The sequence below is a fragment of the Paraburkholderia sp. A1BS-2L genome, assembly GCF_051125205.1.
Lineage (GTDB): Bacteria > Pseudomonadota > Gammaproteobacteria > Burkholderiales > Burkholderiaceae > Paraburkholderia.
The window spans coordinates 1,584,923-1,597,593 of the sequence record NZ_CP120428.1 but is presented as its reverse complement, the minus strand read 5'-3'; the positions used below and the strand labels follow the sequence as shown (position 1 = coordinate 1,597,593).

The following is a 12,671-nucleotide window of genomic DNA, read 5'->3' as shown; positions in this document are numbered from 1 at the left end:
GCGACAAAGAAAGCGCACCGGCCTGTCGCACAAACGGAACAGGACCCGCCGTGCAGCCAGGCCGGCCGCAAGCTGCGCACGCCGCGGTTGGGCGCCACTGACAGTAAATCGCGCGCAATTTTAGCCGTTTATCGGCCCCTGTCCACCAAAAAAACGGCCCGCGCAACATTCGCGCGACGCCGCTCGCCACCAGGCCATCGCCCCTCCGCCAATTGGGCTAATCAGGCGGCGCCCGCGAATCGATTAACATAGCGGGGTTTTCCGCAAAGCCGGTGCGCATGTCCGCGTGCCGGTCATCCTGCCCCCAAGACATATCGATGGCCTCCAATCTCCACGACCTTCCCGACAGCCCCTGTATCGGCGTGTGCTCGACGCTGTTCGACGAAATCTGCAAAGGCTGCGGCCGCACAGCGACGGAAGTTTCGAACTGGGTGTTCCTGACCGACGAGGAAAAGCGCGCCGTGTGGACGCGCATCGAGCGCGAAGGCACCGCCATGCGCTTCCAGCAAAACCGCGCCTGACCCAGCGGCCCACAGCACGAAAAAACGCCGGGCGAACCGGCGTTTTTTTCGTTTCGATAGCGGGCGGCAGCGGTCAGAACTTCATGCCGACCCCCACGCCCACCACGATCGGATCGATATAGAGCGTGCCGAGCGACGAGCCATTGAGCGACGCACCCGTACGCATCCAGATCTTCTTGACGTCCGCGTTCACGAAGACGTTTTTCGCGACCTGGTAGTCGACGCCGAACTGCAGCGCCGGGCCGAAGCTATGGTTGTCGATCGACACGGGCTGGCCACCCGCGTGCAGCCCATTGTTGTAGAACAGCGTGTAGTTGATGCCGGCGCCCACGTATGGCCGGAATACCCCTGCATTGTTGAAGTGATACTGCAGCAGCAGCGTGGGCGGCAGCACGCCGACTCCACCCAGCGCGCCGAGGCTGGACGTGACCTGATTGCGCGACGTGCCGAGAATGAGCTCGGCGCCGATGTTGTTCGTCACCATGTAGGTGAAGTCGAGCTCAGGAACGATTGCGTTGTTGACGCCAGCCTTGAGCGTATTGAGCGCGCCGCTTGAACTCACCTGCGGCGTGATGGCGATCGCGCGCAGCCGCACGAGCCAGTCCCCCGCGTAGATACCCGTGGTGGGCGTATCGGCGGCATGAGCAGCCGATACGGCGAACGCGGCGCCCAGCGCCAATGCGGCAACGGCCGCGATGGTTTTCAATTGCCTCGTCATGATGGTTACCCCCTTTTTTCCCCGCGTAGATTCGCAGGTCCGCAGAGATTCTCTGCGGGAGATCCCATCACGAAATTGACAGCTGTCAGTTCATGGCCAATGCCGGCTGTTGTGCGACCTGAGGCCGCGTAACACCGGTCAAAAGCAGCTCCAGCAGGTCCCTGACGCTGCGAATGGCGTTGCCAAACGGCAACGCTTCACGGCCACGGAAGAACAGGCCGTTTGCCACATCGCCGCGCAACGCCGCCGCCAGGCGGGTGTCGATGCAGAAGTGGCCGAATTTTTCGATGCCGTCGCGCAGGCCGCAGATCGACAGGCATTCGAGCCCGGTCGGGCAGGCATTTTTCTTCGAGCCAATCTTGATGCGGATGCGCGACTCGTTGCGCAGGTAACGATCGAGCCATGGCGTTTTCACCGCGCGCGCGGGCAGGCCGGTCACGCTCACGAACTCGACGATGTCCTCGGGCTTGGCGTCGGCGAGAACGCGCTTGAAATTCGGGTGCGCGTCACCCTCCTCCGTCACGGCGAACGGCGTGCCCACCTGCACGCCGTTGGCGCCCGCCTCCAGCCACTTGCGCACGGCCTCGTGGCTGTTGACGCCGCCCGCCACGATGAGCGGCACCTCGCGGCGCGTGATGCCGAGCGACGCATAAACACCGTCGAGTTCCTCGAAAATACGCTCGAACCCGAAGCGCTCGTTGTCCATGTCGGCGATGTCGGTCACGCCAAGGTGGCCGCCCGCATGTGCGGGGTGTTCGAGCACGATGGCGTCGGGCAGACGCCCCTTCTTCATCCACTTTTTGAGCACGAGCGAGACGCCGCGCGCATCCGAAAGAATCGGGATGAGCGCGATGTCCATGCCCTGCGTGAGATCCGGCAGATCAAGCGGCAGGCCCGCGCCCATGACGATGGCATCGGCGCCATGCTCGCAGGCCGCGCGCACGTAGTCGGCATGCGCACTGACCGCTTTCATTACGTTCACGGCGATCATGCCGTTGCCCTGCGCCAGCTTGCGCGCAGCCGCGATTTCACGGCCGAGCGCGACGAGATTGGCGCGCTCGAGCGTTTCGTGCCGAGGGTCGGCGCGGCACAGATCGACAAGGTCGGGATGATGATGGCGCAGGTCGATGCTCGCGATGGTGCCAAGCGCGCCTTCGCGCGCGACGCTGCCCGCAAGCCGGTGCGCCGAGACGCCGACACCCATGCCGCCTTGCACGATGGGCAACAGTTGGCGGCCGCGAATATGGAGCGGCGCGAAAGAATAGTTAGGAAACATGGTGGACCGCTTTGCGTTATCGGTGGCAAAACGTTAATAGTCGCGCGCTGCCCACAGACGATATTGATACATGTCAATAAAAAACGCGGAGCCCCTTGGGGATCCCCGCGTTTTTGACGAAAATCAAAACGTCGCACCAAAACATTTGCAAGGCGCGAAAACGTCATCAGATCAAGGTTTTGGCAGCTTGAACTGCATCGACTTGTACTCGAGGTACTCTTCGAGACCGTATACGCCGTTCTCGCGGCCATGGCCGGATTGCTTGAAACCGCCGAACGGCGCGGCCATGTTCCAGGCGCCGCCGTTGATGTCGATCTGTCCTGTGCGGATACGTCGTGCCACGCGCGCCGCGCGCTCGTCGCTGCCGGCCCACACCGCACCGCCCAAGCCATAGAGCGAGTCGTTGGCGATGGCGACGGCGTCGTCCTCGTCTTTCGCCGTGAGGATCGTGAGCACCGGGCCGAAGATCTCCTCCTGCGCAATCGCAGCATCGCGCGGCACGCGGCCGAACACGGTCGGCTTCACGAAGAAGCCCTTCGTCACGCCTTCTGGCATGCCTGCGCCGCCCGTCACGAGTTCGGCGCCGTCGGCAATGCCACGCTCGATGTACTGCTGCACACGTTCTTGCTGCACCTTCGAGGCAAGCGGCCCCAGCTTCGCCTTCTCGTCGCGCGGATCGCCTACCGTATAAGCTTCGACAGCCTCCTTCGCGAGTGCGCGCGCTTCTTCGTAACGGGCCTCGGGCACGATCATGCGCGTGTGCGCCGAGCAGGTCTGCCCCGAGTTCAGGAAGCAGGCGCCCACGGTGCCCTTCACGGCCGCGGCGAAATCGGCGTCGTCCAGCACGACCGAGGCCGACTTGCCGCCCAGCTCCAGCGCGACGCGCTTGACGGTGGCCGCCGCCACTTCCGAGACGCGCTTGCCCGCGCGCGTCGAGCCCGTGAACGAGACCATGTCGACCTGGGGATGACGCGCGAGCAGTTCGCCGACCACCGGCCCATAGCCGGTCACGAGATTGAAGACGCCGGCGGGCAGGCCGGCCTCGTGAATGGCCTCGGCGAGCACGAACGCATTAAGCGGCGCAACCTCGGACGGCTTGAGCACGACGGTGCAACCTGCCGCAAGCGCGGCAGCCACTTTGAGCGTGATCTGATTGAGCGGATAGTTCCACGGCGTGATGGCCGCCACCACGCCCACCGGCTCGCGCACGACGAGTGAATTGCCCACGCGCTCCTCGTACTGGAACTCGTTTGCGAGTTTCGCATAAGCGCCCCAATTGTAGACGGGACCGCCCACCTGAATCGCGCGCGCGAGTTTCAGCGGCATGCCCACTTCACCCGCAATCAGTTGCGCGAGCTCGTCGGTGCGGGCCTTGAGGTTATCGGCGATTTTCTGCAGATAAGCGCCACGTTCCTGCGGGCTCGTCGCGGCCCATTTGTCGAAGGCGGCGCGCGCTGCGGCGATGGCCGCCTCGGCGTCGGCTTCATTGCCCTCAGGGATGCGGCCCATGACGGCTTCAGTGCCCGAATCGATAACGTCGATCGTGCCCTTGCCATGCGGCGCGACCCACTGGCCGTTGATGTAGAGCTGGTCGTAGTTATGCATGCGCGTCTCTCCTGACTCCGTGTTCGTTTGCGGTCTCGTCGCGGCTTGCACCGCGGGAACAGTGCATTCTAGCGTGGTTGACGCAAACGTAAGTTCGGGCTTTCGTGCGCTCAGGCAATTGCGCCGCTCCAAAAACAAATCGGGCGACGCATGCACGCCGCCCGATTTGTTTCCCTGTCTGCTCTACTCGCTCAACCAGCGCTTAGTGCAGCCCCTGGCTCGCAAGGAAGTCCTCGTAGTTGCCGCTGTAGTCGTTGATCTTGCCATCGGTCTTCACTTCGATGATGCGGTTGGCGAGACCATTCACGAACTCACGGTCGTGCGACACGAAAATAAGCGTGCCTTCGAACTTCTCGAGCGCGATCTGCAGCGACTCGATCGATTCCATGTCCATGTGGTTGGTCGGCTCGTCCATGAGCAGCACGTTGTGGCGGCCGAGCATCAGCTTGCCCCAGATCATGCGGCCCTTCTCGCCGCCCGACAGCACCTTCACCGACTTGCGGATGTCATCGGCGTTGAAAAGCAGACGCCCCAGCGTGCCGCGCACCGATTGCTCGTCGTCGCCTTCCTGGCGGTACTGGTCGATCCAGTCCATCAGCGTGACATCGTTCGGGAACTCTTCGTATGTGTCCTGCGGCATGTAGCCGATGTTCGCGTTCTCGGCCCACTTCACCGTGCCGTTGTCGACGGCCAGGTTGCCCAGCAGCGAGCGCAGCAGCGTGGTCTTGCCCGCGCCGTTTTCGCCGATGATCGCGATGCGCTCGCCCGGCTGCACGCTGATGCTGAATTTATTGAAGATCTTGCGATCGTAGGTCTTCGTGATTTCTTCCGCGACCACCACGATGTTATGCAGTTTCTTCTCGAACTCGAAGCGGATGAACGGGTTCTGGCGCGACGACGGCTTGAATTCCTCGATCTTGATCTTGTCGATCATCTTCAGACGGCTGGTCGCCTGGCGTGCCTTCGACTTGTTCGCCGAGAAGCGGCGCACGAAGTCCTGCAGGTCGGCCACGCGCTCCTTCGCCTTCTGGTTCGCGGCCTGCTGACGCTCACGCGCCTGCGCGGAAGCGAGCATGTAGTCGTCGTAGTTGCCCGGCCAGACCTTGAGCGTGCCGTAGTCCATGTCCGCCATGTGCGTGCAGACCTGGTTCAGGAAGTGTCGATCGTGGGAAATGATGATCATGGTCGAGTTGTACTCGTTCAGAACATCTTCCAGCCAGCGGATCGAGTTGATGTCGAGGTTGTTGGTCGGTTCGTCGAGCAGCAGCACGTCCGGCTTCGAGAACAGCGCCTGGGCGAGCAGCACGCGCAGCTTCCAGCCCGGCGCCACGGCGCTCATCGGGCCGTTGTGGAATTCCGTGCCGATGCCGATGCCAAGCAGCAACTCGCCCGCGCGCGCTTCGGCCGTGTAGCCGTCGTACTCGGCGAACTTCGCCTCCAGTTCGGCGGCGTGCATGTAGTCGTCGTCGGTGGCCTCGGGGTTCGCGTAGATCGCGTCGCGCTCGGTCATTGCGGCCCACATTTCGGTGTGGCCCATCATGACGACGTCGAGCACGCGCACGTCTTCGTACGCAAACTGGTCCTGGCGCAGCTTGCCCAGACGCACGTTCGGCTCGAGGATCACGGTGCCCGAGCTTTGCTCGAGATCGCCACCGAGGATCTTCATGAACGTGGACTTGCCGCAACCGTTCGCGCCGATCAGGCCATAGCGGTTGCCTTCGCCGAATTTGACCGAGATATTCTCGAACAAGGGCTTCGGCCCGAATTGCATGGTGATGTTGGCGGTAGAGAGCACAGCGCGTCCCGGAAAGTAGATCGACGAAAAACCTGTAATTTTAGCAGGTTATGCCAGTTCGCGCGCGGCTGCCAGCGCTCCGGCCTTGCAGGCGCACTCAGGAAAACTACCGGAAATTCGTGGCAGATTGGTGCAGGCGGCGCAGGAGCCGCCCGGGATGGGGTCTGATGAAAGCCCTTTGGGCAAGAGGTGGCCGCTCGATGCCGCCTTCATCAGCTCACGCCATCAGGCGCGGCGCGGCGTCTGCAGGACGTCGACGAAACCCGACAAGTCCGCCTCGGCCAGGCCCATCGCGGCGCCGAGGCGCAGGACTTGCTGCACGGTGCCCGCGACGGGCATGGGCGTGCCGGTCTGGCGGGCGGCATCCGCGACCGTGTCCACGTCCTTCTGGAACGTTCTCAGTGCACCGATCGGCACGAGGCCGTCCTGCGTCATGCGCGGCACGAACGTGCGCAGCAGCGTGGAGTCGGCCCAGCCGCCCGCGAGCGCCTCAGGCAGCTTGGCGGCGTCGATGCCGCTGCGGCGGGCGAGCCCCACCGCCTCGGCAATGGCCGCAACCGTCGCCGTGACGATCGCCTGGTTGCACAGCTTCGTGGTCTGACCGGCGCCGGGGCCGCCCATGTGCGTGACTCGCGCCGCATAGGCAGCAAGTATCGGCGCCACCGCCCCGATGTCTTCCGCCGTCCCGCCCGCCATGACCGCGAGCGAGCCCGCCTGTGCGCCAGCCACGCCGCCCGACACGGGCGCGTCCACCCAGCCCACGCCCAGCGTCGCCGCGCGCGCGGCCAACTCGCGCGTCTGTTCGGGCGGGATGCTCGAATGGTCGACGATCCGGCGCACACGCACGGCTTGGCCGCCCTCGGCCACCGCAGCGGCCAGCAAGCCGTGCTCCCCGAACACCACCTGCTCGACGGCTGCGCCGTCCGCGACGCAAAGCAGCACCACATCCGCGTGCTGCGCCAGCGCCGCGGGGGTGGCCGCGACCTGCGCGCCATCGGCGACCAGCGCCTCGGCCTTCGCCGGAGAACGATTCCACACGTGCACCGTGTTACCCGCGCGCAACAAATGGCGAATCATCGGTGCGCCCATCAACCCCGGCCCGCAAAATCCCAGTTCCTGCTTCTGCATCCTCTCCGTCTCCTGCATCGTGCCTCGCTACATTCGAGTCCGGCACATTTCACATTCCGCGCCGCGTGCGGTCTCTGCCAGGCTCCGGCCGGCACGTCCGATGCGGCGCAATCGCAAGGCGCCATGATACCGGCCGTCGTTGTTCGCCGTTGCCCGCCGTTGCCCGCCGTTGCCTATACTCGATTGACACGTGCGCCGAATGCACCGCGCCGCCCCGCAAGAGCTTTGCATGGGACTGGGACTAAGCGCTAAAGCGTCAAGTCCCATCGACACACAGGAGACATTGTCATGAACGACCACGTCTACAAGCAGATCGAACTCACCGGCTCCTCCACCGTCTCGAGCGACGACGCCGTGCGCGGCGCCATTGCGCGCGCCTCGAAGACGCTGCGCAATCTGCACTGGTTCGAAGTCACCGAAACGCGCGGACTGATCGAGAACGACCAGATCACGCGCTGGCAGGTGACCATCAAAGTCGGGCTGCGCATCGACGAGTAAGGTTCGTGCGCAGCCGCGTGGCGCCGCCAGGCCCTGCTTCGGCTTACTTCGGCAACGCGCCGTCCACGCCCTCGACGTACCAGTTCAGGCGCTGCAGTTCCGGATCGGTCAGCGTCTTGCCGGCCGGAATCTTGACCGCGCCGGTCTGATCCTTGATCGGGCCCGTGAAGACGTCCCACTTGCCGCTCGCGATCTGTTCGCGCTTCGCGGCGACGGCCTTTTGCGCGTCGGCGGGCAGCTCGGACGTGTTCATGTCGCCAAGATCGACGGCCTTCTGCGCGATGCCCCACCAGACCGGATCGTTCTTCCACTTGCCGTCCAGCACCTGCTGGATCGCGGCCGTATAGTAGACGCCCCAGTTCGCCTCCACCGAGCCCAGGTGTGCATGCGGGCCGAACTTCTTCATGTTCGAGTCCCAGCCGAAGGCGTGAACGTGCTTCTCTTCGGCGGTCGCGAGCGTCGCGCTCGAATCGGTGTTTTGCAGCAGCATGTCGGCACCCTGGCCGATCAGCGTCTCGGCCGCCTGTTTCTCCTTGCCCGGATCGAACCAGCTATTGATCCAGATGACCTTGGTATGGACCTTCGGATTCACCGAGCGCGCGCCCAGCGTGTAAGCGTTGATGTTGCGCACGACTTCGGGAATCGGCACCGAGGCGACGAAACCCAGCGTATTGGTCTTGGTCGCGTAACCGGCCGCCACGCCTGCGAGATACGCGCCCTGATACATGCGCACGTCATAGGTGCCGAAGTTCGCGGCCTTCTTGTAGCCGGTCGCGTGCAGGAACACGGTATCGGGGAAATCCTTGGCGACTTTTAGTTCGAAGTCCTGATAACCGAAGCTCGTGCCAAAGATGATCTTGTTGCCCTTGTTCGCGAGATCACGGAACACGCGCTCCGAGTCGGCGGACTCGGGCACATTCTCGATGCGCGTGATCTTGATCTTGTTGCCGAACTTCTGCTCGACCATTTTCGAACCCTGATCGTGTGCGAAAGTCCAGCCGGCATCGCCCGGATTGCCGAGATAGACGAACGCGACGCCCGGCGCATCGGCGGCCTGGGCCTGCGGCGCGAGCGCCGCCGCGCTACAGGTTGCGGCTACGGCGAATGCGGTCAGGATGGTTTTTCTCATCGTGGATCTCCTGTCGTGGATAGGGGTACTGCGTGCGTTCGAAGCTTCAATGCGACCACCTGGGCGGCTCCCCTACGCGGCTCCATAAAATGCCTTGCCGAGCGAGGCCGGCGCGTTCAGGCGAATCGTATTCGGATTACGGGAAATGAGGACCAGCACCACGATCGTCGCCACATAGGGCAGCATGGCGAGAAACTGCGTGGGCACCGGCACGCCCACGGCCTGCGCATAGAATTGCGCGCCCGTGACAGCGCCAAACAGCAGCGCGCCGATCAGAAGGCGCCCCGGCCGCCACGTCGCGAACACGACCAGCGCGAGCGCGATCCAGCCGCGCCCCGCCGTGATCTGCTCCTGCCACAGGTGCAGTTGCACGACCGAATAGTAGCTGCCCGCGAGCCCCGCCATCGCGCCACCGAACGCCGTCGCGCCATAGCGCACGCCGATCACCGGAAAGCCTACCGAATGCGCGACCTGCGGCGACTCGCCCACCGAGCGCAGCACGAGCCCCGCGCGCGTGCGATAGAGAAACCAGCCTACCGCGGCGAACATCAGGAATGCGAGGTAATCAACGGGCGTGAGGCTGAAGAGCGCCGGCCCGGCCACTGGCAGATGCGAGAGGCCCGGAATCGGCCAGGCGGCAATCGTCGCCGAGGTGGCAGCGGAAGTGTAGGGCTTGCCCACATACGCCGAAAGCCCGACGCCGAAGATCGTGAGCGACAGGCCGGTGGCGACCTGGTTGGCCTGCATCGTGAGCGTGAGAAAGCCGAACAGCAGCGCCATGGCAATGCCCGCACCCATGCCGGCCAGCAGCCCGAGCCATGGATCGCCTGTGATGGTGGTGAGCGCGTAGCCGCTCACCGCGCCCATCAGCATCATGCCTTCGACGCCGAGATTGAGCACGCCCGACTTTTCCGTGACGAGTTCACCCACGCCGGCGAACATCAGCGGGATCGCTGCGGTGACGGCGCTCGATGCGAGCGAGCTGGCTTGCTGAATATCCATGTCCTGAGGCCTTTTTGTGGACTTTTTCGTGATGGTCTTTTTCGTGAGCCGGTCGATTGGCGGATCAGCGGGCGGCGGCGATGGGATGGCGGCGGCGCACGCGGTAATTCACGAACAGGTCCGCGCCGAGCAGGCAGAACAGCAGCAGGCCCTGAAACACTCCTGACAGCGCCTGGGGCAATTGCAGCGAGGTCTGCACGGCTTCGCCACCCAGATAAAGCAGCGCCATCAGCAAGCTCGCGAGCACGATCCCGAGCGGATGCAAGCGCCCCACGAACGCGACGATGATCGCCGTGAAGCCGTAGCCCGGCGACCACGTTGCCTGCAACTGGCCGATCGGGCCCGCGATCTCGCTCATGCCCGCAAGTCCGGCGAGGCCGCCCGACAGCAGCAGCGAGGTCCAGATCGTCGTCTTTTCCGAGAAGCCCGCGTAGCGCGCGGCGAGCGGCGCGAGGCCGCCCACGCTCATGCGGTAGCCTGCAAAGCTGCGGCGCATGAACAGCCAGACGAGCGGCACGGCCGCGAGCGTGAGGAAGATCGACGCGTTCAGGCGCGTGCCGCGCAGCCAGTGAATGCGCCAGTCGCCGCCGAAAGTCGGATAGAGCGCGTCGCCGCTGAACATCTCCGAAAGCGGGAAATTCATGCCGTTGGGGTCGCGCCACGGACCGCTCACGAGCCAGATCAGCAATTGCGTGGCGACGTAGGTGAGCATCAGGCTCGTGAGGATCTCGCTGGTGTTGAAGCGGCTCTTGAGCCAGGCGGGAATCGCCGCCCAGGCCATGCCGCCCAGCACGCCCGCGAGCATCATCAGGAACAGGATCCACCAGCCGCTCGATTGATCGAAATAGATGGCCACGCCGCTCGCCGCGATGCCGCCCAGCACCATCTGCCCTTCTGCGCCGATATTCCAGACGTTGGCGCGGTAACCCGCCGCGAGGCCCAGCGCGATCAGGCATAGCGGCGACGCCTTGAGCAGCAGCTCGGACCAGCCATTGATGCTTGAGAGCGGATCGATGAAGAACGCGCGCATTGCCTGCACGGGATCGCGCCCGACGAGACCGAAGATCAGAAAGCCGATGGCGAGCGTGAGGAGCGCGGCGACCAGCGGCACGGCAATGCGCACCGTGCGGGACGGCGTCGTGCGGGCTTCGAGGCGGTACGGGAAGATCATGATGGCTATATCGTCAAGCGGTCCGGTGATTGTGGTGTTGGCTCTGCGCCAAAGCTTGGGGACGCAGCAGGTGGCGCGCTTCGCTCAGGGATGCATCACAGACTGGGCGGGCGGCGGGCCGCCGTCCGGGCGCCCCGCGCCTTCGCCGCGCTCCCCGAACAGGCCCGCCATCCAGCGGCCAATCTCCTCCGCATTGGTCTCGCCCGTGAGGCGCGCGGGCGAAAGACGGCCGCCCGCAAGCACCGCAATGCGGTCGCAGATGTCGAAGAGTTCGTCGAGCTCCTCCGAAATCACCAGGATTGCCACGCCGCGCGCCGAAAGATCGAGCAGTTGCTGCCGGATGAATGCGGCCGCCCCGACGTCCACGCCCCAGGTGGGTTGCGCGACCACCAGCACCTGCGGCGCCTGCAGGATCTCGCGCCCGACGATGTACTTCTGCAAGTTGCCGCCCGAGAGGCTTTGGGCAAGCGCGTCGGGACCGCCACAGCGCACGTCGAAAGCGTCGATGCAGCGCTCGGCGAATGCGCGCATCGTACCCGTGCGCAGCCAGCCCGGGATGGGCCAGCCGGAGCGCACCATGCCCTGCCGGTGGCCCGTGAGCAGCGCGTTTTCGGCTAGCGACATCGCGGGCACGGCGCCGCGCCCGAGCCGCTCCTCGGGCACGAAAGCGAAGCCGAGCTTGCGCCGCGCGCCGGCGGAAAGACGCGCGGCCGGCTTGCCGCAGATCGTCACTGCATCGGCGGCCACGCGGTGGCGGGCCGCCCGGGACTGGAGCGCATCGCGCGCCTCGCCCGAGAGCGCCGCGAGCAGTTCCGCCTGGCCGTTGCCTGACACGCCGGCGATCCCCAGGATCTCGCCCGCATGCACGGCGAACGTGACATCCTCGAGCGAGGTGCCGAATGGATCCTCGCTTGGCATCGACAGATGCTTCACGTCGAGCCGCACGTCGCCCGGCGCATGCGCGCGGCGTGTGTAGTCAGGCAACTCGTGGCCCACCATCAGCCGCGCCAGCGAGGCGTGGGTCTCCTCGCGCGGGGTCACGTTGCCCGTCACCTTGCCGCCGCGCAGCACCGTAGCCGTGTCGCAAAGCGCCTGGATTTCGTCGAGCTTGTGGCTGATGTAGAGGATGCTGCAACCTTCCGAGGCCAGCCGGCGCAAGGTGCCGAACAACTTGCGCACGGCCTGCGGCGTCAGCACCGAGGTCGGCTCGTCCATGATCAGCAGGCGCGGGTTCTGCAAAAGGCAGCGCACGATCTCCACGCGCTGGCGCTCGCCGACCGTGAGGCTGTGCACATGACGCTGGGGATCGACGTCGAGCCCATATTGCGCCGATACCTCGCGAATACGCTTGGCCAAAGCCTTGAGGTCGAACGCCTCGTCGAGCGAAAGCGCAATGTTCTCGCCCACTGTAAGCGTTTCGAACAGCGAAAAATGCTGGAACACCATGCCGATGCCGAGCTTGCGCGCAGCAGCCGGACTGGGAATCTCGACCGTCTCCCCTTCCCAGCGGATTTCGCCGGCATCCGGGCGCACCGCACCGTAGACGATCTTCATGAGCGTGCTCTTGCCCGCGCCGTTCTCGCCGAGCAACGCGTGAATCTCGCCCGGCGCGACCGAGAGCGTGACATCGTCGTTCGCGCGCACTGAGGGATACTGCTTGGTGATGCCGGCAAGCGCCAGCCGCGGCACGTGCGCAGCAGCGCGCTCCGCGTGTGGACTGCCGGCCAGACGTGAAGATGAGTCGCCCATGGAGGTTTCGCTGTAGTACGTTATGGCAATCTGTGTTTCGACGTGGTGCGGTGCCGTTCGATGCCGCGGCGAGCCTCCG

11 protein-coding genes are annotated in these 12,671 nt (G+C 64.8%); 2 read left to right on the top strand and 9 right to left on the bottom strand.

The window, feature by feature from the left end; translation table 11 throughout:
• Nucleotides 1-317: 317 nt before the first annotated feature.
• Nucleotides 318-521: a DUF1289 domain-containing protein gene (locus tag P5W98_RS07130; RefSeq protein ID WP_421023917.1), complete on the top strand. Its 204-nt coding sequence runs from the start codon at nt 318-320 to the stop codon at nt 519-521.
• A 73-nt stretch (nt 522-594) separates the two neighbouring features.
• Here P5W98_RS07130 and P5W98_RS07125 read toward each other — a convergent pair whose 3' ends face one another.
• The 5 genes from P5W98_RS07125 to P5W98_RS07105 form a co-directional block, all read right to left on the bottom strand.
• Nucleotides 595-1,239 (bottom strand): OmpW/AlkL family protein, encoded by a 645-nt coding sequence (locus P5W98_RS07125; RefSeq protein ID WP_421079447.1) that lies wholly within the window; start codon nt 1,237-1,239, stop codon nt 595-597.
• An 85-nt stretch (nt 1,240-1,324) separates the two neighbouring features.
• Nucleotides 1,325-2,515 (bottom strand): NAD(P)H-dependent flavin oxidoreductase, encoded by a 1,191-nt coding sequence (locus P5W98_RS07120; RefSeq protein WP_421023915.1) that lies wholly within the window; start codon nt 2,513-2,515, stop codon nt 1,325-1,327.
• A 171-nt stretch (nt 2,516-2,686) separates the two neighbouring features.
• Nucleotides 2,687-4,120: an aldehyde dehydrogenase family protein gene (locus P5W98_RS07115; protein ID WP_421079446.1), complete on the bottom strand. Its 1,434-nt coding sequence runs from the start codon at nt 4,118-4,120 to the stop codon at nt 2,687-2,689.
• 202 nt (nt 4,121-4,322) lie between these two features.
• Nucleotides 4,323-5,915, bottom strand: a complete 1,593-nt coding sequence (locus P5W98_RS07110) for an ABC-F family ATPase (protein WP_421043830.1) — start codon at nt 5,913-5,915, stop codon at nt 4,323-4,325.
• A 225-nt stretch (nt 5,916-6,140) separates the two neighbouring features.
• Nucleotides 6,141-7,043 (bottom strand): NAD(P)-dependent oxidoreductase, encoded by a 903-nt coding sequence (locus P5W98_RS07105; RefSeq protein WP_421023912.1) that lies wholly within the window; start codon nt 7,041-7,043, stop codon nt 6,141-6,143.
• Nucleotides 7,044-7,331: 288 nt separating this feature from the next.
• Here P5W98_RS07105 and P5W98_RS07100 point away from each other — a divergent pair, with 288 nt between their 5' ends.
• Entirely contained in the window at nt 7,332-7,541 is a 210-nt protein-coding gene (locus tag P5W98_RS07100; RefSeq protein WP_421023911.1) for a dodecin, read from the top strand.
• Nucleotides 7,542-7,584: 43 nt separating this feature from the next.
• Here P5W98_RS07100 and P5W98_RS07095 read toward each other — a convergent pair whose 3' ends face one another.
• The 4 genes from P5W98_RS07095 to P5W98_RS07080 form a co-directional block, all read right to left on the bottom strand.
• Nucleotides 7,585-8,670, bottom strand: a complete 1,086-nt coding sequence (locus P5W98_RS07095) for a BMP family ABC transporter substrate-binding protein (RefSeq protein ID WP_421023910.1) — start codon at nt 8,668-8,670, stop codon at nt 7,585-7,587.
• Between the two features lie 72 nt (nt 8,671-8,742).
• A complete protein-coding gene (locus tag P5W98_RS07090; RefSeq protein ID WP_421023909.1) occupies nt 8,743-9,672 on the bottom strand; it encodes an ABC transporter permease in 930 nt (309 codons plus the stop codon).
• A gap of 64 nt (nt 9,673-9,736) precedes the next feature.
• Entirely contained in the window at nt 9,737-10,843 is a 1,107-nt protein-coding gene (locus P5W98_RS07085) for an ABC transporter permease (protein WP_421023908.1), read from the bottom strand.
• Between the two features lie 84 nt (nt 10,844-10,927).
• Entirely contained in the window at nt 10,928-12,592 is a 1,665-nt protein-coding gene (locus tag P5W98_RS07080; protein ID WP_421079445.1) for an ABC transporter ATP-binding protein, read from the bottom strand.
• Nucleotides 12,593-12,671 lie beyond the last annotated feature (79 nt).

Bases quoted from the DNA above. Each gene is read 5' to 3' on its own strand.
- P5W98_RS07130 (WP_421023917.1), top strand. From the start codon at position 318: ATGGCCTCCAATCTCCACGACCTTCCCGACAGCCCCTGTATCGGCGTG.
- P5W98_RS07125 (WP_421079447.1), bottom strand. From the start codon at position 1,239: ATGACGAGGCAATTGAAAACCATCGCGGCCGTTGCCGCATTGGCGCTG.
- P5W98_RS07120 (WP_421023915.1), bottom strand. From the start codon at position 2,515: ATGTTTCCTAACTATTCTTTCGCGCCGCTCCATATTCGCGGCCGCCAA.
- P5W98_RS07115 (WP_421079446.1), bottom strand. From the start codon at position 4,120: ATGCATAACTACGACCAGCTCTACATCAACGGCCAGTGGGTCGCGCCG.
- P5W98_RS07105 (WP_421023912.1), bottom strand. From the start codon at position 7,043: ATGCAGAAGCAGGAACTGGGATTTTGCGGGCCGGGGTTGATGGGCGCA.
- P5W98_RS07100 (WP_421023911.1), top strand. From the start codon at position 7,332: ATGAACGACCACGTCTACAAGCAGATCGAACTCACCGGCTCCTCCACC.
- P5W98_RS07095 (WP_421023910.1), bottom strand. From the start codon at position 8,670: ATGAGAAAAACCATCCTGACCGCATTCGCCGTAGCCGCAACCTGTAGC.
- P5W98_RS07090 (WP_421023909.1), bottom strand. From the start codon at position 9,672: ATGGATATTCAGCAAGCCAGCTCGCTCGCATCGAGCGCCGTCACCGCA.
- P5W98_RS07085 (WP_421023908.1), bottom strand. From the start codon at position 10,843: ATGATCTTCCCGTACCGCCTCGAAGCCCGCACGACGCCGTCCCGCACG.
- P5W98_RS07080 (WP_421079445.1), bottom strand. From the start codon at position 12,592: ATGGGCGACTCATCTTCACGTCTGGCCGGCAGTCCACACGCGGAGCGC.